Below are 22,467 nucleotides of genomic sequence, written 5' to 3' on the forward strand. Positions count from 1 at the left end.
TATCACGAGCCGGCGACGGTCAGCCCTTCAATTCTCACGGTCGGGGCGTTGGTCGAGCTCTTGAATTCGAGATCGTTGGCGGCCGTCATGTTGAGGAACATGTCCTTCAGGTTGCCCGCGACGGTGATGCCGCTCACCGGCCACGCAAGCTCGCCGTTCTCGATCCAGAAGCCCGAGGCGCCGCGGCTGTAGTCGCCGGTCACGCCGTTGACGCCGAAGCCGATCATGTCGGTGATGTAGAGGCCGCTCTTGATGTCGCCGATCAGCTCCTTCACCGACAGCTTGCCCTTCTCGAGATAGAAATTCGAGGTCGTGGGCGAGGGCGGACCCGAGACGCCGCGCGAGGCGTGGCCGGTCGGCTTGAGGTTGAGCTGGCGGGCGGCTGCGAGGTCTAGCAGCCAGGTGGTCAGCACGCCATCGTCGATCACCGCGCGGCGCGAGGTTGCCAGGCCCTCGGCGTCGAACGGGCGGCTGCCCAGCCCGCGCTTGCGCAGCGGGTTGTCGAGGATGCGGATGCCCTCGGCGAACACGCGCTCGCCCATCTTGTCCTTCAGGAATGAGGTGCCGCGCGCCACGGCGCGACCGTTGATGGCGCCGGCGAGATGGCCGATCAGGCCGCCCGAGACGCGGCGATCGTAGATCACCGGCACGCGTGCGCTCTGCGCCTTGCGCGGGTTGAGGCGGCGCACCACGAACTTGCCGGCGTTGCGGCCGACCTTGGCGGCCGACATCAGGTCCTCGAGATGGACCGCGCTGGTCCATTCATAGTCGCGCTCCATGCCGGTGCCTTCGCCACCCAGCACCGAGCAGGACAGCGAGAAGCCGCTGCGGCGATAGCCGCCGGTGAAGCCGTTGCTGGCGGCCAGCATCACCGAGGTGCGGCCCCAGCCGGCCTCGGCGCCTTCGGAATTGGTCACGCCTTTCACGGCGCGTGCCGCATCCTCGGCCTCGGAGGCCATGGCGATCAGCTTCTTGGCCGTCGGCCGCGTCCTGTCGTCGAGGTCGAGGTCGGGCCACGAGCGGGCCAGCAATTCCTCGGGCGCGAGGCCGCAGACCGGGTCTTCCGGCACGGCGCGCGCCATGTCGACGGCGCGGCTCGCCAGTTCCCGCAGCGAGGCGGGCGCAAAGTCGGTCGAGGAGACGAAGGCCTGGCGCTTGCCCACGAAGACGCGCAGGCCGAGGTCGCGGCCCTCGCTGCTCTCGAGCTTCTCGCGCTTGCCCAGCCGCTGCGCCACCGAGATCGACTCACCGTTGACGTAGAGCGCGTCGGCCGCATCCGCACCGAACTCCTTCGCCCACTTCAGCAGGTCGGACAGGAGATTGGGGTCGAGTGCGCCGGCTGGGTGCGTGTTGCGCGCGACCTTCGCGGCCGCCTTGGCGACGGGTTTCGGCACAGGCTTGCGCGCGGGCGATTTCGCGCTCTTTGGCGCCGGGCGCTTGGTGACCTTCGGGGCAACCTTCGGAGCCGCCTTCGCGATCTTCTTCGGAGCGGCTTTCTTTGGAGCAGCCTTCTTCGGCACGACCTTCTTAGGCGCAACTTTCTCAGGTGCTGCCTTCTTCGGCGCTGCCTTCTTCACCACCTTCCGGGTGGTGGGCTTCGCCGACTTCTTCGCAGCCGGCTTCTTCGGGGAGGATTTGGGGGCGGTCTTTTTCGCTTTGGCCATAGGGCCGTTCTACGCGCTATCGGCCCGTGTCGTCGAGATAGTAGGAGAAGAACAACACGCCGGTCGCAGCGATACCGAGTGTCCAGAATGTGGCACGCACGAGGTCGGCGATCAGCGCCTGCTCGGGCCACAGGCGGGCCACCGCATCGCCCACGAACTGGTGGCCGAGGATGCCGATCATCGCGCCCAGCGTGAGGGAAATCGCGGCGTTCCAGACGTGACGGGCGCCGCGCATGAACGGCCCTTCGGCCCGCCGGCGTGTCGCAACAGGATCGGGAAGCGCCACTTCTTCAGTCCATGCCGTTGCGGGGCGCGCGGAAGGTTTCCCGCACGCCCCGATGCTATCGCCCGCCTTGAAGCAGCGGAACCGCTATTTGAGCGCCGCGGCGCGGTTGGCGGCGCAGGTCACGGCCTTGAGCGAGGCCGCCACGATGTTCGAGTCCATGCCGACCCCCCACAGGACCTTGCCGCCCGGCGTCTCGGCCTCGATGAAGCTGACGGCCTGGGCGTCGGAGCCGGCGCCCGTGGCGTGCTGGTGATAGTCGCGCACCCGGATCTGGATGCCGCAATTCTTGCCCAGCGCGTCGACATAACCCGCGATCGGACCGTTGCCGCGGCCCGAGATGGTCGCCGGCTTGCCGTTGAAGGTCACCTTGGCATCGAGAAGCCGCACGTCGGCGTGATCGGGGTCGGGCACCGTCGTGTGGCTGTCGAACGCCACCGGCGAGGCGTTCTCGAGATACTCCTTGCGGAACGTGTCCCAGATCAGGGCCGGCTGGATCTCCTTGCCGGTCTCCTCGGCGATCTGCTGGATCACCTTGGAGAACTCGACCTGCAGCAACCGCGGCATGTCGATGCCGTAGTCGCTCTTCAGGATATAGGCGATGCCGCCCTTGCCCGACTGGCTGTTGATGCGAATGATCGCCTCGTAGCTGCGGCCGAGATCGGCCGGATCGATCGGCAGGTAGGGGACTTCCCAGACCTTGCTGTTCGACGCCTCGAGCGACTTGAAGCCCTTGTTGATCGCGTCCTGATGCGAGCCCGAGAAGGCGGTGAAGACGAGGTCGCCGCCGTAGGGATGGCGCGGATGGACGGGCAACTGGTTGCAGTATTCGACCGTCTGGCGGATCTCGTTGATGTGCGAGAAGTCGATCTCGGGATCCACGCCTTGCGTGAACATGTTGAGGCCCAGGGTGACCAGGTCGACGTTGCCGGTGCGCTCGCCGTTGCCGAACAGGCAGCCCTCGATGCGGTCGGCGCCGGCCATGTAGCCGAGTTCGGCCGCCGCCACGCCGGTGCCGCGGTCGTTGTGCGGATGCAGGCTGAGGATGATCGAATCGCGATCCTTGAAGTTGCGGTGGCACCATTCGATCTGGTCGGCATAGACGTTGGCCGACGACATCTCGACCGTGGCCGGCAGGTTGAAGATCATCTTCTTCTGCGGCGTCGGCTTGTAGATGTCGGCGACGGCCGCGCAGATGTCGCGGGCGAATTCGAGCTCGGTGCCGGTGAAGCTCTCGGGCGAATACTCGAACACCCACTCGGTCGCGGGATCGGCGTCGGCCATCTGCTTGACCAGCTTGGCGCCGGTCACGGCGATATCGATGATGCCGGCCGTGTCGAGGCCGAACACGACGCGGCGCTGCAGGGTCGAGGTCGAATTGTAGAGATGGACGATGACGCGCCGGGCGCCGCGGCAGGCCTCGAAGGTGCGCTCGATCAACTCCGGCCGGCTCTGCGTCAGCACCTGGATGGTGACGTCGTCGGGGATCATCTTCTTCTCGATGAGCTCGCGCACGAACTCGAAGTCGGTCTCCGAAGCGGCGGGGAAGCCGATCTCGATTTCCTTGAAGCCCATGTCGCAGAGCAGCTTGAACATCCGCGTCTTGCGGTCGGAATCCATCGGCTCGATCAGCGCCTGGTTGCCGTCGCGCAGATCGACCGCGCACCAGATCGGCGGCTTGGTGATCACGGCGTTCGGCCACTTGCGGTCGGGCAGGGGCACGGGCTTGAAGGGCACGTACTTCTCGGCCGCGATCGGCATCATGGGCTTCTGGGGATTGGTGTCGTGAGGGTTTTGGGATGACATGACGTAGCTCCTCGCGCCGCGCACGGCCGTATGGCTCAAACGAACACTGCGATGGATGGAAATGAGGCGGCGACTGGTTGGGTAAAAACAGAGACGAACGACAAGCGATCCGCAGGGCCCTTCCGGTTTTCCCGGTCGGGCGGCGGATCAGCCAATAAGTCGTAGCGTCGTCAGTCGCAGCATGTTGGGCGCGACAATCGTCGATTTGCCGTCGGGCGTCAACCCGGCTTGTTTCCCCTCCCCTTCGCGGAGTCCCGCGAAGGGGAGGGGAACGACGGCTAACGCAGCGGGACGTTCACGCCGATGCTGAGATTGCCACCGGGGTAGGCAGGCCCATAGGCAGGCGCATAGGCCACCGGCGGGGCGTAGACCGGTGCCGGGTAAACCGCCACGGGACGAGGGGCGTAATAGACGCGCGGAGGCGGCTGAACGACCACGACCTCGCGATCGTAGTGGTGATGATGATGGTGGTGCTTGTGATGACCGCGACCCTTCTTCCAGTCGCCGGCCATCGCTGCGGAGGCGGTGAGCATGACGGCGCCCGCCGCGGCGAGCGAACCGGCCAGACGCAGGACCTCGATGTTCATTTTTGCGGTCTCCTTTGCTGCAGGATGAAACGTCCTGCACGAGCCGGATGTTGCCCGTGAATTCGCCCTGGGATGGTGACCAACTTGTGGTAAGCGGGAACGAATAATCGGAGGAATCATCAGATGGCAGGTCCGTTGGACGGCGTTCGCATTCTCGACTGCACGACCGTCGTGCTGGGTCCGTGGGCGGCGCAGCAATTGGGCGATCTCGGGGCGGACGTGATCAAGATCGAGCCGCCCGAAGGCGATACGACGCGCCAGCTCGGGCCCGGCCGCAATCCCGGCATGTCGGCCTTCTATCTCGGCTGCAATCGTTCAAAGCGATCGATCGTGCTCGACCTCAAGCAGGAGTCCGGACGGGCCGCGCTGTTCAAGCTCGCCGAGACCGCCGACGTCATCATGCACAACTACCGGCCCGAGCCGGCCAAGCGGCTGGGCGTCGAGTACGAGAAGTTCGAGAAGATCAATCCGCGCCTCGTCTATCTCGCGACCTACGGCTATCGCTCCGCCGGGCCGATGGGCGCCAAGGCCGCGTACGACGACATCATCCAGGCCGGCTCCGGCCTGGCCGCGTTGCAGACCGTGGTCGCGGGCCAGCCGCGCTTCCTGCCGACGATCGTGGCCGACAAGACCAGCTCCAACGGCGTCGTCTCGGCGCTGCTGGCCGCCCTGTTCGCGCGCGAGCGAACCGGCAAGGGCCAGTCGGTCGAGGTGCCGATGTACGAGACGCTGGTGTCGTTCGTGATGGTCGAGCATCTCTACGGCGAGACCTTCGAGCCGGCACTCGACACGGCCGGCTACAAGCGCGTGCTCAACAAGGAGCGCCGTCCCTATCCGTCGAAGGACGGCTACTTCGCCCTGCTGCCCTACACCGACAATCACTGGCGGGAGTTCTGTACCCTGGTCGGCCGCGAGGACCTCGCGCAGGACGAGCGGTTCCAGGGCATGGCCAACCGTCTCAAGAACGTCGAGCAATACTACTCGACCCTGGCCGGCCTGTGCGCCGAGCGCACCAACGCCGAATGGGTGGAGCTGCTGAAGAACTCCAACGTGCCGCACGGGCCGGTGAACACGCTCGACGACCTGTTCGTCGATCCGCAGCTCGAGGCGACCGGCTTCTGGAAGCATGTCGATCATCCGACCGAGGGCAAGCTGCGCATGACCGACATCCCGCCGCGCTTCAGCAAGACCAAGCCGGAGATCACCCGCCTGCAGCCCAGGCTGGGCGAGCATAGTGTCGAGGTCCTGCAGGAGGCCGGGTTTACGCAGGGCGAAATCGACGCCATGCTCAAGTCGGGCGCGACCAGGACGGCCCCCTAAAAGCAGGCCGTCCCCACAACGAGTCGCCGCCCACAGGGGGAGGCGACCATGATCCTGCGGACAACGCGGCGCGACCTGCTGCGCTACGGCTCACTCTCGGCGCTGGCGGCGGCACTGCCGGCGCCGTCCATTGCACAGGCGTGGCCGGCCAGGCCGATCAGGATCGTCTGCACCTATCCGGCAGGCGGGCTCACCGACATCTTCGCCCGCGCCTATGGCGAGTACGTGGCCGAGAAGACCGGCCAGCCGGTGATCGTCGAGAACAAGGCCGGTGCGGCGGGCGCGATCGGCGCGGAGATCGTCAAGCAATCGGCACCCGACGGCTATACGCTGATGTTCACCAACTCCACCACGATGGTGCAGAACAAGGCGCTGTTCAAAAAGCTGCCCTACGATCCCGACAAGGATTTCGCCCTGGTCGCCTGGTTCAACACCGGCCATCTGCCGACCATGGTGAACAAGGACATACCGGTCAGGAACATCCCGGAGTTCGCTGCCTGGGCCAAGGGGCGGAAAGTCTCGCTCGCCACCTACGGCATCGGCTCCTTCGCCCATATCGTCACCGAAACGCTGAACCGCCATTACGGACTGCAGATGGAGGCCGTTCACTATCGCGGCGAATCGGCGATGTGGCAGGACGTGGCCTCCGGCGCCGTGCAGGGCGCCACCGGCAGCTACGCTTCCGGTGCGGCCGTGCTGCAGGCGGGCAGCGTCAAGCCGATCGCGGTGCCCACGATGGTGCGCATGAAGAAGCTGCCCGATGTCGCGACTTTCTACGAGCAGGGGCTGACGGAGAAGGCGTTCCAGATCCGCGGCTGGGTCGGCTGCGCGGCACCGGCCGGCACGCCGCCCGAGGTGGTGCAGAAGCTCTCGACGCTGGTGGTCGAGGCCGGCAGGACCGAGCGCATCCGGAAGATCAACGACACCTTCGCGATCGACGAGGGCGCGCGCGACGCCGCCTATTTCCGCCAGGTCCTTGATGACGAAGGGCCGGTCTCGATCGAGGTCATCAGGAGCCTGGGGATCGAGCCCCAATAGGCCGGCCGCCCTGCGGCGTGGCCTTTACGCAGTGCGAAATCGCGGCCATGCTTCTTCCAGGCGCGCCCAGGACGGCTCCGACCGTCAAAAAAAATCATCGCGCCACAGGGAGGCAATCGATGATCGTGCGTGCGTCGCGACGTGATGTGCTGCGTTATGGCTCTGCCGCTGCAGTTGCTGCTGCTCTGCCGGCTCCCGCGATTTCCCAGGGAGCCTGGCCCAACAAACCCATCCGCATCATCTGCGGTTACCCGGCGGGCGGTCTCACCGACACCTTCGCCCGCGCCTATGGCGAGTACATCTCCCAGAGAACCGGCCAGCCGGTGTCGGTCGAGAACAAGACCGGCGCCAGCGGCGCGATCGCCGCCGAGCAGGTGAAGGCCGCTGCGCCCGACGGCTACACGCTGATGTGGACGATCTCGACCACGATGATCATGAACAAGGTGCTGTTCAAGAAACTGCCCTACGATCCGGACAAGGACTTCGTCCTGATCTCGTGGATGGATGCGGGGCATCTGCCGCTGATCGTGAACAGCAAGCTGCCGGTCAAGAACCTCGCCGAGCTCGTCGACTATGCGCGCGCCAACAAGACCAGTCTCGGCACCTACGGTGCCGGTTCCTACAGCCACGTCGCCGTCGAGGCGCTGAACCGCCACTACAAGCTCGGCATGGAGGCCGTGCATTATCGCGGCGAGGCGCCGATGTGGCAGGACGTGGCCTCCGGCGCGGTGCAGGGCGGCAGCGGCAGCGTCGCCGCCGCCTCGGGCGTCCTGCAGTCGGGCAACGGCCGGCCGATCGCCGTGCCGACCATGAAGCGGATGGCCAAGCTGCCCGACGTGCCGACCTTCTTCGAGCAGGGGGTCACCGACAAGGCCTTCCAGGTGCAGGGCTGGATCGGGCTGGTCGGTCCCGCCGGCATGCCGAAGGAGCTCGTCCAGAAGCTCTCGGACCTCATGGTCGAGGGCGGCAAGAGCGAGCGCATCCAGAAGATCCTCGCCACCTTCGGCATCGACAATGCCGCCCGCGATCACGTCTTCTTCGAGAAGATCGTCGCCGAGGAGGGGCCGATCTGGATCGAGCTGGTGAAGGGGTTGAATCTCGAGCCGCAGTAGCGGGCGACGCGGTCCGATCGGTCCGCGTTCCTTCCAACGAACGGTTTCAGGCGGCCGGCTGAAGCAAGCGCCGTGCCGAAAATAGAGGTTTGTGCGGGCGATTCGCGATTGCACATCTGCTCGTTCCGATTGTACGTGTAGTGAGGCTGCAAGTAGCTACCGTCAGTCAGAAATCGAACCGAAGGGACCGGGTCTTTCATGGCCCTAGACGTCTATGTAGGGCCGCTCACGCGCTATTATGCGGGTGCCTGGGAAAGCGTGGTCGAAACCGCAGCGCGCAAACGCGGAGCGCCGCGTCCGGCCGGATCCGGTGAAGCGACCGGCACGGCCCCGAGCCAGGACCGCATCCGCTCCAGGGTAATCGCCTGGCGTGCGATGCTGGCCAAGGCGCTCGGCGAACGGATCGACGTTCCCCTCGACTGGGACGAGAGCGAAGCCGCACCCTGGTTCACCCATCGGCCGGGCTGGGACGGCTTCGGCTCCCTGGTCCTGTGGGCCGCCTACGCGGAGAATCCATCCCTGCGGATGCCTGCCGTCCTGGCGGAGGATTGGGACGACGACGTCGCGCTCGCCCGCTCCACCGCCGAGGGTTTCCGCTCGCGCTATTCGCATCTCGTGCGGAATGTCGAACTGTGGCTCCCGGTCGCCTTCGAGATCACGTTCGAAGGAGAGGATGTCGCCGGGCGCCGAGTGGTGATGGGCTCGGTGACGACGCTGCGCCGCCAGCTGGCGGATCTGAACGCTGCAACCTGGAAGGCACCTGCCGCCGACGTTGCCGCCTGGGGCCGGGTACCGCCCGAGCCGCGGACGGTGGAAGGGTGCGCGCGCTACGCCTTCGCGATTCTGTTCGACCTCTCCCGCCGCGCCTACGCCGAACGTCTGCCGATGAAACTCGACCACTGACGAAAACGCCCGCGGCGTGAGCCGCGGGCGCGTCGTGGAAGATCTGTTTCCGAAGTGTCAGGCGGCGCTGGGCGCCGGCGGCGGCTCGCTGGCGGCCGGGCGATTGCGTCGTTCGGCCATGAACTGGTCGAACTCGGCGCGATCCTTGGCGGCGCGCAGCTTGTCGAGGAAGTCGCGGAACTCGCGCTGCTCCTGATCGAGGCGGTTGATCGTCTCCTCGCGATACTCGTCGAAGGCGACGTTGCCGCTGCTGCTCGAGCGGCCCCAGCCGGAGCGGCGCTTCCAGCCGCGGAATTCCTCACGGCACGAGCGGCCATCGGGCATGTTCCAGTGACCGTAGCGCTTCGAGCAAAACATGCGTCCACTCCCTTTGAGATAGATGAGAAGGGCCAGGCCGACGGGCCAGAACAGGATGAAGCTCAGCACCATGAGCGCAATCCACGCCGGCTTGCCGAGGTCGTCTATTTTTTCGATCAGGCCCATGTGGGAGCCCCCTTTTGCTGATGTTAACGATGTGAATGTTAACGACATTTACATTGGGCATCGCGACCCCGGGAGTCAAGAGGTCGGCAAAAAACTTTCAGCGCGAAGCGGGAAAACCCAGCCCCTGCAGATAGATGAGGACCTCGGATTCGAGCAGCTCCTCGGCCGTCATGGGCAGCGGCCGGCGCCCCGCATCGCCGCGGCCGAACAGGGAGGCGATGCCGTGCGACATCGACCAGATGTGCAGGCTCATCATCAGGGCGGGCGGGCGCGTGGCGGCTGGGAGAAGGACGACCAGTTGATCGGCCGCGGCGCGCAGCACGGCAAAGGCCCGTTCCGAGGCGGCGCGCAGCTCGGGATTCGTGTCCGGAGAAATGCCCGATTCGAACATCGCCGCGTAATAGGCGGGCTCCGAACGCGCGAAGGTGAGATAGGCCTTGCCGATATTATGGAAGGCCGTGACGGGATCGGGTTTCCCATTGGCCCAGCCGGTGGCCAGCATCGCGGCGAAACGCTCGAAGCCCTCGCGCGCCACGTCCGCCATCAGGGCGTCGCGGTCGCGGAAATGGCGGTAGGGCGCGGCCGGACTGACGCCGGCGGAGCGCGCGGCGTCGGCGAAGGTGAAGCCCGCCGGGCCCTTTTCCTTGATGAGCTCGCGGGCAGCCTTGATCAGCGCCTCGCGCAGACTGCCGTGGTGATACTTCCGCTCCTCACGGTCGTTGCGCTTCCAGCTCATGTTAAGGAGCTTTACATCAATCCCGGCCGCTGCAACAGGAACTAGCGCGAAACCTCGCCGACCAGGATGTCTTCCGTCACCTTGCCGGCAAGTTCCTCTTCCGGCTCGATCAGGCGCTTCTTCTTCCAGTCGCCCTTGGCGTAGAGGCACAGGGTGATCAGCGCCGTGACGATATTTGAGACCGGCAGCGCCCACCAGATTCCCTGTTCGTGCAGGTCCGTGTGCTTGGAGAGCACGTAGGCGAGTGGAAACTGCACGACCCATTGCGACACCAGGGTCAGCACCATGGTCAGGACCATGTTGCCCGAGGCGCGAAACACGCCGGTCAGCGCGAACTGCAGGCCGAGGAAGCCCCAGGCCAGCGACATGATGCGCAGAAAGCCCGCGCCGGCCGCGATCACCGCGGGATCGGTCGGCACGAAGACGGCGACGAGCTGGGGCGCGAACAGGAAGACGAGGACGCCGAAGAAGGAGAGGCTCGCGAATCCGAGCAGCCCGCCCAGGCGGCCGATCTGCGCCGCGCGCTCGATGTTGCCGGCGCCGATGTTCTGGCCGACCAGGGTCGAGATCGCCATCGACAGGCCCATCGCCGGTACCATCACGACCTGCAGGATGTTCGAGCCGACGCCATAGGCGGCCAGCGTCAGCGTGCCGAAACTCGCGATCAGGAACGTCATCACCATCAGGCCGAGCGCCCGCGCCGAGAGTTCGACGGAAGCGGGGAGGCCGAGGAAGAAGGCGCGCTTCACGTAGCTGAAGTCGGGAATGAAGTCGCGCCGCCGCACATGGATGCCATGCAGGCCGAGGCGGAGGACGGCGATGCCGATGATGGCGGCGATCGCCTGGGTGACCAGCGTCGCGATGGCGGCGCCCATCACGCCGTAGCCCGGCACGGGGCCCCAGCCGAAGATCAGGAGCGGGTCGAGCACGAAGTTCAGGAACACCGTGCCCAGCACGATATAGACCGGCAGGGTCGGCCGGCCGATACCGCGCATGATCGCCTGGAACACGAAGAAGGTGAAATTGAAGACGATGCCCACGAACGACACGCGCATGAAGCCCAGCGCGCCGGGATAGACGTCGGGCCCGACGCCCATCAGCCGCAGCAGCGCCGGCGAGCAGAGATAGCCGATCGTGCCCAGCACCACCGAGACCAGGACCACCATGAGCAGCGTCTGGCCCGCGACGTGCGCCACCATCTTGTCGTTCCGCGCGCCGACATACTGCGCGATCAGGGTCGAGCCGGCGAGCGACAGGCCCGAGCCGATGGCGAAGGTGAGGAACAGCACCGGGAAACTGATCGACACCGCGGCCACCGCCGCGCCCCCCAGCCGCCCGACCCAGAAGGCATCGATGATCTGGTAGGCCGACTGCAGCACGTTCGCCGTCACGATCGGCACGGCCAGCGTCAGCAGGGAGCGAAGGATCGGACCTTCGAGGAGCTTGTTTCTCGAGTCGGTCACGGCGCTCATGCGTGGGTCCATACGGCATTGCGAGAGATTGGTTGCATCGAAGTGGCGCTCCCAAAGGCCCGATGTCAAAGTAGGCCAACATGCAGGCAGGCTGAGCGGAGGTAGAGCGTGCAATCGTCGATCAGATTGCGGCCCGCCCGGTCGCTTGGCGACAGGGTGATGAAGGTCAACCATGCCGGTGAGGAAGGGGCGATCTGCATCTATCGCGGTCAGCGGTGGGTCGCCGCGAAGCTGATGCCCGATCTTGTGTCCGAGCTGGCGGAATATCAGTCGCATGAAGAACGGCATCGCGCCGTGTTCGCGGCGGAATTGAGCCGCCGTGGCCTCCGCCGCTGTCGCAGTTTCCTGCTCTGTGCTGGCGGTGGCACGGCTCTGGGAGTCGTTACCGGATTGATGGGACGCAAAGCCATCGCCGCGACGACAGTCGCTGTCGAGCGGGTCGTCCTGCGTCATCTCGAAGACCAGAAGAAGTCTCTGGCTGCCATCGACCTGCCCGCGGTTTGCGCCATTGAACAGATCGAGAGGGACGAACAGGCGCACCACGATCTTTCGACGCGTGATCTTGGTCATCCGATGTGGTGGCAGAGAGTCTTGATGGCGATCGTTTCGGCCAGCACCGAAGCGGTGATCTGGCTTGGAATGAGGATTTAGAGCGGATGATAAGCGGATAAAGATTTGCTGTAGCTTACACTCGTCGTCTCGACCGGAGCCGCGCGTAGCGCCGCGCAGCGGAGAGACCTTCTCTCTACGATTTGTCGGCTTTTTGTCGATAGAAGGTCTCTCCGCTGCGCGCCTTCGGCGCTTCGGTCGAGACGACGGATGCTATTTCCAGATCTTCTTGCCCGAGCCCGGCAACCCGAGTTTGCTCCACATCGCGTCGACCTTTTCGATCACCGCGTCGTCCATTTTGATCTGCCGGCCCCACTCGCGATTGCTCTCGCCCGGGAACTTGTCGGTCGCGTCGAGGCCGATCTTGGAGCCGAGGCCGGAGACGGGGCTCGCGAAGTCGAGATAGTCGATCGGCGTGTTCTCGATCACCGTGATGTCGCGCGCCGGGTCCATGCGGGTCGACAGCGCCCACATCACGTCCTTCCAGTTGCGCGCGTCGATGTCGGCGTCCACGACGATCACCCACTTGGTGTACATGAACTGCCGCAGATAGCTCCACACGCCCATCATCACGCGCTTGGCGTGGCCCGCGTAGGCCTTCTTCATCGACACGACGGCGATGCGATAGGAGCAGCCCTCGGGCGGCAGCCAGAAGTCGACGATCTCGGGGAACTGCTGCTGGAAGAGGGGGATGAACACCTCGTTCAGCGCCTCGCCCAGCACGCTCGGTTCGTCGGGCGGCCGGCCGGTGAAGGTCGAGAGATAGATCGGCTTCCTGCGCATCGTGATGGCGCTGATCGTGAAGACCGGGAATTGCTCGACGCTGTTGTAGTAGCCGGTGTGGTCGCCGTAGGGGCCTTCGTCGCCATAGTCGTCGAGGCTGACATGGCCCTCGAGGACGATCTCGGCCTCGGCCGGCACCTTGAGCGGCACCGTCTTGCACGCGACCAGCTCGACCTTCTTGCCGCGCAGGAGTCCGGCGAACTGATACTCCGACAGGGTGTCCGGCACCGGCGTGACGGCCGCGAGGATGGTGCCAGGATCGGCGCCGATCACCACGGCGGCGGGCAGCGGCTCGCGCTTGCCCGACTTCTGCCAGCGCTGGTGATGCTGAGCGCCGCCGCGATGCTTCAGCCAGCGCATCAGGGTCGTGTTCCTGCCCGTCACCTGCAGGCGGTAGATGCCGAGGTTGAAACTGTCCTGCTTGTCGCCTTTCGGGTTGGGTCCCTGCGTCACCACCAGCGGCCAGGTGATGAGCGGTGCCGGCTCGCCCGGCCAGCAGGTCTGGATCGGCAGCTTCGAGAGGTCGATGTCGTCGCCGGTGAGGACGATCTCCTGGCAGGGCGCGGAACTTACCGTCTTCGGCTTCATCGCCATGACGGTGCGCACCATCGGCAGCATCTCGAGTGCCTCGCGCCAGCCGCCCGGCGGCTCGGGCTGGCGCAGGAAGGCCAGCGTCTCGCCCACCGCGCGCAACTGCCCCGGTTCGCGGTCCATGCCCCAGGCGACCCTCTCGACCGTGCCGAACAGGTTGACCAGCACCGGGATGTCGGAGCGCGTGCCGTCGGCCCGCACCACGTTCTCGAACAGCACCGCCGGGCCTTTCTCGGCCAGCAGGCGGGTCTGGATCTCGGTCATCTCCAGGTTCGGCGAGACCGGCGCGGTGACGCGCACGAGACGGCCGCTCTTCTCCAGCCGGTCGATGAAGTCGCGAAGCGAGGCGTATGGCATGCTAGGCACGTCGTTTAGAGGGGCGGACCGATGAGATCAAACGACATTCCGGCTGAATTCGAAGACCTGTTGAGCCGCGCGGGTCGGCGCGTTCTGGCGGCACGCATCCATTATGCGGGGCGCTGGCCAACCCGCGTACGCGGTTCGTGGCGGCGGAGGACCTGCTCGACCGCGCGAAGGTGGCGCGGCTCCGGCGCACGCTCGAGGCCGAGCTGCAGGACACGCTGGAGCCGATCGAGCGGCCGGTCCCGCCCGACACGATCTTCGAAATGAAGCAGGACTATGCCGAGCTGCTGCCCAAGAGCAGCCGCGCGCGCACCATCTATTTCGAGAGCCGCCGCGAGCCCGGCGTGAAGGCCGCCGAACGGATCGGCCTTGCGCGCATGATGCGCAGCCAGAGCTTCCGCGCCTTCGCCGAAGCGCTGGCGGGACGCAGGCTCAAGTCGGGCTGGGGCCTGCAGGTGTTGCGCTATGGGCCGGGCGACTATGCCGGTCCGCACAACGATCACCATCCGGAGAACGAGGCGGCGAAGGGCGGTTACATCGACCTGCATCTCAGCCTGTGCACGCCCGGCGTCGAGCACCAGTGGCTGGTCTACAGCCGCGCCGGCCATTTCAGCGAGATCGTGTCGGTGGCCGGACCCTCGACCGTGACGGCCTATCGCCTGCCCTTCTGGCACTACACGACACCGCTGGTCGGCACCCCGAAGGCCGGTCGCTGGGTCCTGCTAGGGACGTTCCTGTATCGGTGAGGCGAAGGTTAAGAAAGGTCCCTCGCTACGCTCGGGATGACAATGGACGGGGCAACAAACCCCGTGTCATCCCGAGCGCAGCGAGGGACCTTTGCCGTCTTGCTAATCCCGGTCCGGCGCGCCCAGCGGGAAGAGCGGGCGGAACGGTCGCGCCTCGTCGACGCAGCGGGCGAAGGACGGTCTTGCGAGCAGGCGCGTGCGGTAGGCGCGCAGCACCGGATAGGATTCGGGAATCCGGTGCACCCAGTCGGCATAGAACAGCGACGGCGCGGCGGCGCAGTCGGCCAGCGTGAAATCGCTGCCGGCGGCCCAGGGGCGGCCGGCCAGTTCGGCATCGAGCCAGGCGTAGGCGCGCTCCAGTTTCTCGATGGCCGCGTCGTGGCCGTCCTTGCGCTTGATCGGATCGCCCGTGAGGGCGCCATCGACCGCGAGCTGCATCATGTTCATCACATGCAGGTCGAAGAAGCGGTCGAGGAAGCGTACGTCGAGCGCCGCCATCGGGTCGGCCGGGATCAGGCGCACCGGGCCGGGATGCGCGAGCTGCAGATACTCGATGATGATGCTGGTCTCGACGACGGTGCGCTCGCCGTCGACCAGCACCGGGAACTTGCGCAGCGTCCAGCGCTTCAGCCATTCGCCGACGTGCTCGGGCGTGTCCTGCCCCAGCGCGCGGAATTCGAACGGCGTGCCGTTCTCGTAGAGCGCCATCAACACCTTCTGGGTGTAGGACGAAAAGAGGTGGCCGTAGATCGCAAGCGACATTGCCAGGGGCTCCCGTTCAGCCGGTCTTCTTCCAGGAAGCGGCCCGCGCGAGCAAACGTTCCGCGCGAATGACGATCGGCAGGTCGACCATGCTGCCCTCGAAGGCCACCGCGCCCTCGCCATTGGCCTTGGCGACCTCGAAGGCCGCGAGCAGGCGCCGCGCACGGTCGACCTCGGCGTCGGAGGCGCCGTATTCCTCGTTGATGATCGGCACGTGCGCGGGATGGATGCAGGAGGCCGTGGTGAAGCCCAGCTCGCGGCCGCGCTTCAGGCCGGCGCGGTAGGAGTCGAGATCGTCGATCTTGGCGAGCTGGCCCATCGAGCCCATCGGCAGGATGCCGGCGGCGCGGCAGGCGGCCAGCCCGTGCATGGCGAAGACGTACATGCTGTCGGCCGACGGGATCGCGCCCATGTCGGTGGCAAAATCCTCACCGCCGACCGACATGCCGGCCATGCGCGGCTCGGCGGCGATGGCGAAGAGATGCGGCAGGGCGGCCACCGTCTCGATCAGCACCAGGAAGCGCGTATGGCCGATCTCCATGCCGAGCTGCGTCTCGCGCTCGGTCACCAGCTCGGCCAGAAGGCGCACATGCTCGGGCCCCATCACCTTGGGCAGCATCAGTGCCGAGACGCCGGGCATCACCGCGGCCTCGATGTCGGGGACCGCCAGTTCGAGCGGGCGGTTGATGCGGACCACGACGTCGGCGCCGTTCTGCGCCACCCGCGGCACGGCGGCCGCGATCGCGGCGCGCGCTTCGGCCTTCTTCGACGGGATGATCGAATCCTCGAGGTCGAGGATCAGCGCATCGGCGCCGCGCGTATGGGCCTTGGCGATGAAGCGTTCGGCCAGCACCGGCACGAACATCAGCGAGCGCCAGTTGGGCGTGGGACGGGTGGTCATCTCATTGTTCTCCGGAAGAAGTCAGCGCAGGCCGACGGGCACGACGCTGATCGAGTTCTGCGGGCTGCCCTCGATCACGCGATCGGTATAGGTGAGATAGATGAGCGCGCGGCGCTTGGGGTCGTAGAAGCGCACGACCTGCGTCGTCTTGAAGATCAGCGAGGCGCGCTCGCTGAACACTTCGTGCGGGCTCTTGAGCTTCTCGGCCTTGTCGCCGTCGATCGGGCCGACCTGGTGGCAGGAGATCGAGGCGTAGGGCGGATCCTCCGCCAGGCCGACCATGCCCTTGAAGCCGCCGGTGCGGGCGCGCGCGAGATAGCAGGTGATGCCGGCGAGGTCGGGGTCGTCGAACGCCTCGACCACGATCTTGTCGTTGGGACCCAGCCACTTGAAGCGATAGCCGACCGAGCCGATTTCCTCGGCCGCTGCCGGAAGGGCGAGGAGGAGAGCGAGAGCGGAGAGGATCGCGCGTTTCATGTCAGACTCCCTTGCTGGCTGGACGCGTGGCGAGAAACAGACCGGGCAGCACCAGTACCGTTCCGATGAGATGGTACCATTGCGGCGCCTCGCCAAGGACGATCCAGGCGAGGATGCCGACATAGAGCGGGCCGAGATACATCGACACACTGGTAACCGACGGCCCGAGCTCGCGCACGCAGTAGGCGAAGGCGCCATAGGCACCGACGCCGGGGATGACGGCGAGCACCAGGAACGACGCCCAGGTGCGCCAGTCGGCGAGGTCCGGCGCCTGCCAGAACAGCGCCTCGCCCACGGTGAACGGCAGCAGCACGAGGCAGCCCGCGAAGGAGATGGCGCACAGCCGCGTCAGCGGATCGAGCGCGCTCGGCCGCGCCTTGAGCAGCACCGAGTAGAGGCCCCAGCAGGCCGAGGCGGCCGCAATCCAGAGGTCGCCCTCGGTGAACTGCACCGACAGGAGATTTTCGATCCGGCCCTTGGCGAACACCGCGGCGACGCCCGCCAGGCACAGCACGATGCCGGCGATGCGGCCCATCGTCAGCCGCTCGCGATAGAGCAGGCGGCCGAGCGCCACCACCAGGATCGGCGAGGCGGCGTAGATCAGGCCGATGTTCAGCGCCGGCACCGAGCGCGCGCCGATATAGACCCAGGCGCCGCAGATCCACATGCCGATCGCGCCCAGCACCAGCAGGTCGCGCCATTCGCGCGTGAGGGCATGGCGATGCCGCATGAGGCGCGGCCACGCAAACGGCAGCAGCAGCACGGCGACGAAGAACCATCGCCCCAGCGCCAGCGCGTTCGGCGGCACGAAGGTCGCGTAGCGCGCCATCAGCATGTTCACAGCGAACATCGCGGGCGTGAGCAGCAGCAGCGTCCAGGCGATACGGCGGCGGGTGAGGGGCGACACGGCGGTGTTTTTAGCACGTCTGCAGACGTGTGCTCGGGCCACACGAAAGGTCCCTCGCTGCGCTCGGGAGGACACCGGGTGGTGCTACACGATTTCGTGTCGTCCCGAGCGCAGCGAGGGACCTTTGCGCGGTGTCAGCTCGGGCGGAGCCCGTCCTTCGGGTATTCGCCGCCAGCGTCCTTGATGGCCTGCTTGTAGTTCTTCTCCGAATTGAAGGGCTCCCTCTTCGGGAAGTCGCGCGGCTTGCCCGGGCGGATCTCGCCGGTCGAGGGCGTCACGATCAGCAGCTCGCCTCGCCGGCCAAGCAGCGGGATCTCGCGCCCCCAGCGCGAGTAGACGCGTCGTGCCGTGGCGGAGAAGGTGACGTAGGTATCGAACTCGTCCTTGTCCTTGACGAACAGCGCTTCGTAGGTGGCGACGAATTCCTCGACGAACTGCCGGTCGACGATCTCGAGGTTGGACATCATCCAGCAGCGATCCTCGAACACCCAGTAGGTGCCGATGCCGACGAACTGCTTCTGTCGCGTCAGGTAGGGAAAGAAGGGGAAGCCGCGGCAGGCGATCGTGCGGTTGTCGCGCTCGCAGTGCCGCGCGCCCTTGCAATGGATGGCCATGCAATCGGAGGTCAGCTCTTCGACGATCATCCGGGTCGAATAATCGTAGGGCTTGAACTTGGACCACAGGTCGGTGCGGGTCTTCAGCAGGTCCCATTCGACCTTGTGCACGACCGGTACCGCGTTCTGCGTCGAACAGCAGACCGGCTCGCCGTCGTTCAGCGGCGCGCACTTGCGGCCACAATCGAAGCGCGAGACCGACGCGTTGAAGCCGTCGTACAGGCTCGCGAAATCGGCCGAGCTTATCTTTGATTTCTTGGTGCTAGGGGGCATGGGTCTGCTGTACCCCGATCCGTGTGTGAAAGAACAGTTACGGAATTATAACAGCCTGCCGCCGAATAGCTTCACGAAACGGGCAGGACCCGCCAGACGACGGTCTCGCGCATGCCCCGGTTCTCGAGCTGGAGCGAGGTCGGTATTTCATAGCGGCCCAGTTCATCGAGGCCCTGGGCGCTGAAATAGTTGCGGCCGGGGTCGCCCAGCAGGACCAGACGGCCCTTGGCGGCATGGCTGCGCAGCCAGGCCAGCGCCTGGACCGACATCTCGCGCTCGTAACAGACGTCGCCCGCGATCACCACGTCGGCCTCGGGGGCTCCCGGCGCTCCCGCCAGCCAGTCCTCGCTGCTCGTCTCGATGGAAAGACCGTTGGCCGTGGCGTTGAGGCCCGCGGCAACCAGCGACAGCCGGTCGATGTCGTTGGCCACCACTGAGGCGGCACCCGCCCGCACCGCCGCCAGCGAGGAGACGCCCGAGCCGGCCGCAAAGTCGATCACCCGCTTGCCCCTGACCAGATCGGGATTGTCGAGCAGGTGGCGCGCGATCGCCTGGCCGCCCGGCCAGCAGAAGGCCCAGTAGGGCGGGTCGACATTCTGCTCCTCCAGCCACGCCTCGGTGGCCTGCCAGATCGGGACATATTCGGTGGCCAGCCACAGCCTGAACTCGGGCACCATCGCCGGCGCCTCGAGGGCGGTGTTGGCGCGGATGAATCCCTCGGGGTCGCTGGGCAGCTTGGACATCAGGCAATCCTGTCGACGATGAGGGCCGCCAGCATCAGCCACCCGACGAGGCGATTGGACTTGAAGCGCATCAGGCAGTCGGCCTGATCATCCGGTTTCAGCAGCGCGATCTGCCAGCAGAGGTGCGCGGCGATGCCGGCCAGCAGGACGAAGTAGCCGATGCCGAGTGGCGCCAGCAGCCCGGTCGCGATCCAGAACCCGATCGCCAGCACCGCAAAGAAACTCAGCCAGCGCCGCGGCGCGGCGGCGAAGCGGCGGGCCGTCGAGCGCACGCCGACCACCGCATCGTCGCGCTGGTCCTGCATGGCGTAGATCGTGTCGTAGACCATCGTCCAGGCGACGCCGCCGAAATAGAGCGCGACGGTGGCCCAGGAGAGCGTCCCGGTCACGGTGGCGTAGCCCACCAGCGCACCCCAGTTGAAGGCGAAGCCCAACACCACCTGCGGCCAGGAGGTGATCTTCTTCATCGTCGGATAGATCGCGACCAGCACCAGCGAGAGCAGCGCCACGCCGCCCGCGAACTTGTTGAGCTTGAACAGGACGGCGGCGCCGACCGCGCCCTGCAGCGCCATCCAGATCAGCGCGTGGTGCAGCTTCAGCTCGCCCGAGGGCAGGGGCCGGCCGCGCGTTCGCTCGACGCCGGCATCGACCTTGCGGTCGACGATGTCGTTCCAGGTGCAGCCGGCGCCGCGCATGGCGATGGCGCCGACCGTGAAAAGGGCCATGTAGCCCGCGAGCTGCGCCCAGTTGGGCGCCGCCGCCAGCGCCGTCGACCACCAGCAGGGAAACAGCAGCAGCCAGATGCCGATCGGCCGGTCCCAGCGCGCCAGCCGCCCGTAGGGCCGCGCCCACGGCGGCAGATAACGCAACGTCCAGTGCGTCGTGTCGATATCGGTGAAGCCGGTTGTCCGCCCGGCAGTCATGGCGTCATCATGCGCTTCATGATGCAGCTATGCGCGACAATGATCCATGAAGGCAAATAGATGAGTGCGGCACGTCTTTTCGTCGAGGCGGACCTGGCGGCCGGCGACGAGGTCCCGCTGGACGAGGCGCAGGCCCATTACCTGCGTAACGTCATGCGGCGGCCCGACGGCGCGCCGCTGCTGCTGTTCAACGGCCGCGACGGCGAATGGCGCGGCACCCTGTCGTCCCGCGGCAAGAAATCCGCCGTCGCCCAGCTGGGCGAGCGCACCCGCGAGCAGGCCCTCGAACCCGACGTCTGGCTGTGCTTCGCGCCGGTGAAGCGCGCCCGCATCGACTATATCGCCGAGAAGGCGACCGAACTGGGTGTCTCGGTCCTGCAGCCGGTGGTGACGCGCCACACAGCCGTCGAGCGCGTCAATGTCGGCCGCCTGCGCGCCAATGCGATCGAGGCGGCCGAGCAGACCGAGCGGCTCACCGTGCCGGAGGTGCGCGAACCGGTCGATCTCGGAAAGTTGCTCGACGGCTGGCCCGAGGGACGGCGCCTGATGATGTGCGACGAGACCGGCGGCGGGCCGCCGATCGCCGAGGCGCTGTCGGGGCTCGACGAGGCGGCGCGCGCGGCGCCGTGGGCGATCGTGATCGGCCCCGAGGGCGGCTTCGCCGAAATCGAGCTTCAGGCGCTCCGTCGCATAAAGGATGTAACGTCGGTGGGACTCGGTCCGCGCATCCTGCGGGCCGACACCGCGGCGCTGGCGGCGCTTGCATGCTGGCAGGCGCTGGTCGGCGACTGGCGGCGCCCGACACCGCGTCTCAGCGGCGATTATCGCACCTCCAGGGTTACCGTCTGAGCGCTTGCGCAGGCCCCCGGCGATGTGGGAGAGAGCGAATCGAACAGGATGAACCAGCCGCGGGCTCGCGTGAGGTTTTCTCATGCGACCGCGCCGCTCCCGAAGCCTCTCACAAGGCGCGGAGCGATCAGGGAGAGATGATCGTATGTCCGCACCTCCGTCGGGCGGCGGCGCGCCGATCGAAAATCGGCGGCAGCTGATCGAGTACTTCGCGGCCGGCAACAAGCCCCGCGCCCAGTGGCGCATGGGCACCGAGCACGAGAAATTCGGCTACCACACAAAGACCCTGAAGCCGCTGGCCTATGACGGGCCCGACGGCATCCGCGCCATGCTCGAGGGCCTGACGCGGTTCGGCTGGGAGCCGGTGATCGAGGGCAACAACCCGATCGCGCTCCTGCGCGACAAGGCCAGCATCACGCTTGAGCCGGGCGGACAGTTCGAACTGTCCGGTGCGCCGCTCGAGACCCTGCACGAGGCGGCGGCCGAAAACGCTCAGCATATCGACGAGGTGAAGCAGGTCGCGGGCGAGATCGGCGCCTCGTTCATCGGGCTGGGCTTCGCGCCCGAATGGACGCGCGAGGACATGCACTGGATGCCCAAGGGCCGCTACAAGATCATGCGCGAGTACATGCCGAAGGTCGGCACGCTCGGTCTCGACATGATGCTGCGGACCTGCACCGTGCAGACCAACCTCGACTTCGATTCCGAAGCCGACATGGTGAAGAAGTTTCGTGTCTCGCTGGCGCTGCAGCCGATCGCCACGGCGCTGTTCGCCAACTCGCCCTTCAAGGAGGGCAAGGAGGCCGGCTTCAAGAGCTACCGCAGCCACATCTGGACGGACACCGATCCCGACCGCTGCGGCATGCTGCCCTTCGTGTTCGAGGACGGGTTCGGCTTCGAGCGCTACGTCGACTACATGCTCGATGTCCCGATGTACTTCGTCTATCGCGACGGCAAGTACATCGACGCGTCCGGCCAGAGCTTCCGCGACTTCCTGAAGGGCAGGCTGCCGGCGCGTCCGGGCGAGCTGCCCTCGATCAACGACTGGGCCGACCACATCACCACGGCCTTCCCCGAGGTGCGGCTGAAGCGCTACCTCGAGATGCGCGGCGCCGACTCCGGTCCGCTGGGCGCGCTCAACGCGCTGCCGGCGCTGTGGGTCGGGCTGCTCTACGACCAGGGCGCGCTCGATGCGGCGTGGGATCTGGTGAAGGATTGGAGCACCGCCGACCACGATTTCCTGCGGGCCGAAACGCCGAAGTCGGGCCTCGCCACGATGTTCCGCGGCCGTGTCCTGTCGGAACTGGCGCGCGAGGTCGTCGAGATCGCCCATGCCGGCCTGCGCGCGCGCAAGCAGCTCAATGCCGACGGCGCCGACGAAACCATGTACCTGGCGCCGCTCGACCGCGCCGTGGCCAGCGGCCAGGCGCCGGCCGACGAACTGCTCGCCAAGTGGCATGGTGAATGGAAAGGGTCCTTCGCGGCGCTGTTCCGCGACTGTGCCTACTGAGGTAAGGTCGCG

The 22,467-nt window shown here is 66.5% G+C and carries 23 protein-coding genes; 8 read left to right on the top strand and 15 right to left on the bottom strand.

Annotation, left to right across the window (positions count from 1 at the left end; genetic code table 11):
* Window positions 1-2 precede the first annotated feature (2 nt).
* The 4 genes from ACO07K_RS02700 to ACO07K_RS02715 form a co-directional block, all read right to left on the bottom strand.
* The gene (locus tag ACO07K_RS02700; protein ID WP_422034381.1) at window positions 3-1,664 is read right to left on the bottom strand and encodes a TldD/PmbA family protein; all 1,662 of its coding nucleotides are present in this window, start codon (window positions 1,662-1,664) and stop codon (window positions 3-5) included.
* A 16-nt stretch (window positions 1,665-1,680) separates the two neighbouring features.
* On the bottom strand, window positions 1,681-1,899 hold the full coding sequence (locus tag ACO07K_RS02705; protein ID WP_298315088.1) for a hypothetical protein: 219 nt from the start codon (window positions 1,897-1,899) through the stop codon (window positions 1,681-1,683).
* A gap of 135 nt (window positions 1,900-2,034) precedes the next feature.
* Entirely contained in the window at window positions 2,035-3,753 is a 1,719-nt protein-coding gene (gene leuA, locus ACO07K_RS02710; RefSeq protein ID WP_422034382.1) for a 2-isopropylmalate synthase, read from the bottom strand.
* Between the two features lie 278 nt (window positions 3,754-4,031).
* The gene (locus ACO07K_RS02715) at window positions 4,032-4,340 is read right to left on the bottom strand and encodes a hypothetical protein (RefSeq protein WP_422034383.1); all 309 of its coding nucleotides are present in this window, start codon (window positions 4,338-4,340) and stop codon (window positions 4,032-4,034) included.
* Between the two features lie 123 nt (window positions 4,341-4,463).
* Between ACO07K_RS02715 and ACO07K_RS02720 the strand changes: the two genes are divergently transcribed.
* The 4 genes from ACO07K_RS02720 (at window position 4,464) to ACO07K_RS02735 (ending at window position 8,713) form a co-directional block, all read left to right on the top strand.
* Complete coding sequence (locus ACO07K_RS02720) at window positions 4,464-5,660, top strand: CaiB/BaiF CoA transferase family protein (protein ID WP_422034384.1); 1,197 nt, start codon at window positions 4,464-4,466, stop codon at window positions 5,658-5,660.
* A gap of 48 nt (window positions 5,661-5,708) precedes the next feature.
* Window positions 5,709-6,698, top strand: a complete 990-nt coding sequence (locus ACO07K_RS02725; protein ID WP_422034385.1) for a Bug family tripartite tricarboxylate transporter substrate binding protein — start codon at window positions 5,709-5,711, stop codon at window positions 6,696-6,698.
* A gap of 119 nt (window positions 6,699-6,817) precedes the next feature.
* Window positions 6,818-7,810, top strand: a complete 993-nt coding sequence (locus tag ACO07K_RS02730) for a Bug family tripartite tricarboxylate transporter substrate binding protein (RefSeq protein WP_422034386.1) — start codon at window positions 6,818-6,820, stop codon at window positions 7,808-7,810.
* 198 nt (window positions 7,811-8,008) lie between these two features.
* Window positions 8,009-8,713 (top strand): hypothetical protein, encoded by a 705-nt coding sequence (locus ACO07K_RS02735; protein WP_422034387.1) that lies wholly within the window; start codon window positions 8,009-8,011, stop codon window positions 8,711-8,713.
* 57 nt (window positions 8,714-8,770) lie between these two features.
* On the opposite strand, the gene ACO07K_RS02740 is transcribed toward ACO07K_RS02735, so the two are convergent.
* The 3 genes from ACO07K_RS02740 to ACO07K_RS02750 form a co-directional block, all read right to left on the bottom strand.
* Window positions 8,771-9,196, bottom strand: coding sequence for a DUF2852 domain-containing protein (locus tag ACO07K_RS02740; RefSeq protein ID WP_422016699.1), 426 nt, complete (start codon window positions 9,194-9,196; stop codon window positions 8,771-8,773).
* Window positions 9,197-9,293: 97 nt separating this feature from the next.
* Entirely contained in the window at window positions 9,294-9,932 is a 639-nt protein-coding gene (locus ACO07K_RS02745; protein ID WP_422034388.1) for a TetR/AcrR family transcriptional regulator, read from the bottom strand.
* A gap of 41 nt (window positions 9,933-9,973) precedes the next feature.
* Window positions 9,974-11,404: an MATE family efflux transporter gene (locus tag ACO07K_RS02750; protein ID WP_422034389.1), complete on the bottom strand. Its 1,431-nt coding sequence runs from the start codon at window positions 11,402-11,404 to the stop codon at window positions 9,974-9,976.
* A gap of 108 nt (window positions 11,405-11,512) precedes the next feature.
* Here ACO07K_RS02750 and ACO07K_RS02755 point away from each other — a divergent pair, with 108 nt between their 5' ends.
* Window positions 11,513-12,055, top strand: coding sequence for a demethoxyubiquinone hydroxylase family protein (locus ACO07K_RS02755; RefSeq protein WP_422034390.1), 543 nt, complete (start codon window positions 11,513-11,515; stop codon window positions 12,053-12,055).
* A gap of 171 nt (window positions 12,056-12,226) precedes the next feature.
* On the opposite strand, the gene ACO07K_RS02760 is transcribed toward ACO07K_RS02755, so the two are convergent.
* Complete coding sequence (locus ACO07K_RS02760; protein ID WP_422034391.1) at window positions 12,227-13,744, bottom strand: UbiD family decarboxylase; 1,518 nt, start codon at window positions 13,742-13,744, stop codon at window positions 12,227-12,229.
* Between the two features lie 146 nt (window positions 13,745-13,890).
* Here ACO07K_RS02760 and ACO07K_RS02765 point away from each other — a divergent pair, with 146 nt between their 5' ends.
* A complete protein-coding gene (locus ACO07K_RS02765) occupies window positions 13,891-14,496 on the top strand; it encodes a hypothetical protein (RefSeq protein ID WP_422034392.1) in 606 nt (201 codons plus the stop codon).
* 102 nt (window positions 14,497-14,598) lie between these two features.
* Here the strand turns inward: ACO07K_RS02765 and ACO07K_RS02770 are convergent, their stop codons facing one another.
* The 7 genes from ACO07K_RS02770 to ubiA all read right to left on the bottom strand — a co-directional run bounded on the left by ACO07K_RS02770 (window position 14,599) and on the right by ubiA (window position 20,096).
* Window positions 14,599-15,258 (bottom strand): glutathione S-transferase family protein, encoded by a 660-nt coding sequence (locus tag ACO07K_RS02770; protein WP_422034393.1) that lies wholly within the window; start codon window positions 15,256-15,258, stop codon window positions 14,599-14,601.
* Window positions 15,259-15,274: 16 nt separating this feature from the next.
* Window positions 15,275-16,159, bottom strand: a complete 885-nt coding sequence (locus ACO07K_RS02775; RefSeq protein ID WP_422034394.1) for an HpcH/HpaI aldolase/citrate lyase family protein — start codon at window positions 16,157-16,159, stop codon at window positions 15,275-15,277.
* A 21-nt stretch (window positions 16,160-16,180) separates the two neighbouring features.
* Window positions 16,181-16,636 (bottom strand): CreA family protein, encoded by a 456-nt coding sequence (locus ACO07K_RS02780; protein ID WP_422034395.1) that lies wholly within the window; start codon window positions 16,634-16,636, stop codon window positions 16,181-16,183.
* A 1-nt stretch (window position 16,637) separates the two neighbouring features.
* Complete coding sequence (locus tag ACO07K_RS02785; RefSeq protein ID WP_422034396.1) at window positions 16,638-17,543, bottom strand: DMT family transporter; 906 nt, start codon at window positions 17,541-17,543, stop codon at window positions 16,638-16,640.
* A 134-nt stretch (window positions 17,544-17,677) separates the two neighbouring features.
* The gene (locus tag ACO07K_RS02790; RefSeq protein WP_422034397.1) at window positions 17,678-18,430 is read right to left on the bottom strand and encodes a hypothetical protein; all 753 of its coding nucleotides are present in this window, start codon (window positions 18,428-18,430) and stop codon (window positions 17,678-17,680) included.
* A 71-nt stretch (window positions 18,431-18,501) separates the two neighbouring features.
* Window positions 18,502-19,173 (bottom strand): class I SAM-dependent methyltransferase, encoded by a 672-nt coding sequence (locus ACO07K_RS02795; protein WP_422034398.1) that lies wholly within the window; start codon window positions 19,171-19,173, stop codon window positions 18,502-18,504.
* The gene (gene ubiA, locus ACO07K_RS02800; protein WP_422034399.1) at window positions 19,173-20,096 is read right to left on the bottom strand and encodes a 4-hydroxybenzoate octaprenyltransferase; all 924 of its coding nucleotides are present in this window, start codon (window positions 20,094-20,096) and stop codon (window positions 19,173-19,175) included. The genes ACO07K_RS02795 and ubiA overlap by 1 nt, the downstream gene beginning before the upstream one ends.
* Before the next feature lie 60 nt (window positions 20,097-20,156).
* On the opposite strand from ubiA, the gene ACO07K_RS02805 reads away from it, so the two are divergent.
* Together ACO07K_RS02805 and ACO07K_RS02810 are read left to right on the top strand one after the other, a co-directional pair.
* Entirely contained in the window at window positions 20,157-20,945 is a 789-nt protein-coding gene (locus ACO07K_RS02805; protein WP_422034400.1) for a 16S rRNA (uracil(1498)-N(3))-methyltransferase, read from the top strand.
* A gap of 145 nt (window positions 20,946-21,090) precedes the next feature.
* On the top strand, window positions 21,091-22,455 hold the full coding sequence (locus ACO07K_RS02810) for a glutamate--cysteine ligase (protein ID WP_422034401.1): 1,365 nt from the start codon (window positions 21,091-21,093) through the stop codon (window positions 22,453-22,455).
* Window positions 22,456-22,467 lie beyond the last annotated feature (12 nt).

Source organism: Reyranella sp. (genome assembly GCF_965228225.1).
In the GTDB taxonomy this organism is placed as follows: domain Bacteria; phylum Pseudomonadota; class Alphaproteobacteria; order Reyranellales; family Reyranellaceae; genus Reyranella.

Excerpts from the sequence above, each read along its gene's own strand:
- ACO07K_RS02700 (WP_422034381.1), bottom strand. The coding sequence starts at position 1,664 with ATGGCCAAAGCGAAAAAGACCGCCCCCAAATCCTCCCCGAAGAAGCCG.
- ACO07K_RS02705 (WP_298315088.1), bottom strand. The coding sequence starts at position 1,899 with ATGCGCGGCGCCCGTCACGTCTGGAACGCCGCGATTTCCCTCACGCTG.
- leuA (WP_422034382.1), bottom strand. The coding sequence starts at position 3,753 with ATGTCATCCCAAAACCCTCACGACACCAATCCCCAGAAGCCCATGATG.
- ACO07K_RS02715 (WP_422034383.1), bottom strand. The coding sequence starts at position 4,340 with ATGAACATCGAGGTCCTGCGTCTGGCCGGTTCGCTCGCCGCGGCGGGC.
- ACO07K_RS02720 (WP_422034384.1), top strand. The coding sequence starts at position 4,464 with ATGGCAGGTCCGTTGGACGGCGTTCGCATTCTCGACTGCACGACCGTC.
- ACO07K_RS02725 (WP_422034385.1), top strand. The coding sequence starts at position 5,709 with ATGATCCTGCGGACAACGCGGCGCGACCTGCTGCGCTACGGCTCACTC.
- ACO07K_RS02730 (WP_422034386.1), top strand. The coding sequence starts at position 6,818 with ATGATCGTGCGTGCGTCGCGACGTGATGTGCTGCGTTATGGCTCTGCC.
- ACO07K_RS02735 (WP_422034387.1), top strand. The coding sequence starts at position 8,009 with ATGGCCCTAGACGTCTATGTAGGGCCGCTCACGCGCTATTATGCGGGT.
- ACO07K_RS02740 (WP_422016699.1), bottom strand. The coding sequence starts at position 9,196 with ATGGGCCTGATCGAAAAAATAGACGACCTCGGCAAGCCGGCGTGGATT.
- ACO07K_RS02745 (WP_422034388.1), bottom strand. The coding sequence starts at position 9,932 with ATGAGCTGGAAGCGCAACGACCGTGAGGAGCGGAAGTATCACCACGGC.
- ACO07K_RS02750 (WP_422034389.1), bottom strand. The coding sequence starts at position 11,404 with ATGAGCGCCGTGACCGACTCGAGAAACAAGCTCCTCGAAGGTCCGATC.
- ACO07K_RS02760 (WP_422034391.1), bottom strand. The coding sequence starts at position 13,744 with ATGCCATACGCCTCGCTTCGCGACTTCATCGACCGGCTGGAGAAGAGC.
- ACO07K_RS02770 (WP_422034393.1), bottom strand. The coding sequence starts at position 15,258 with ATGTCGCTTGCGATCTACGGCCACCTCTTTTCGTCCTACACCCAGAAG.
- ACO07K_RS02775 (WP_422034394.1), bottom strand. The coding sequence starts at position 16,159 with ATGACCACCCGTCCCACGCCCAACTGGCGCTCGCTGATGTTCGTGCCG.
- ACO07K_RS02780 (WP_422034395.1), bottom strand. The coding sequence starts at position 16,636 with ATGAAACGCGCGATCCTCTCCGCTCTCGCTCTCCTCCTCGCCCTTCCG.
- ACO07K_RS02790 (WP_422034397.1), bottom strand. The coding sequence starts at position 18,430 with ATGCCCCCTAGCACCAAGAAATCAAAGATAAGCTCGGCCGATTTCGCG.
- ACO07K_RS02795 (WP_422034398.1), bottom strand. The coding sequence starts at position 19,173 with ATGTCCAAGCTGCCCAGCGACCCCGAGGGATTCATCCGCGCCAACACC.
- ubiA (WP_422034399.1), bottom strand. The coding sequence starts at position 20,096 with ATGACTGCCGGGCGGACAACCGGCTTCACCGATATCGACACGACGCAC.
- ACO07K_RS02805 (WP_422034400.1), top strand. The coding sequence starts at position 20,157 with ATGAGTGCGGCACGTCTTTTCGTCGAGGCGGACCTGGCGGCCGGCGAC.
- ACO07K_RS02810 (WP_422034401.1), top strand. The coding sequence starts at position 21,091 with ATGTCCGCACCTCCGTCGGGCGGCGGCGCGCCGATCGAAAATCGGCGG.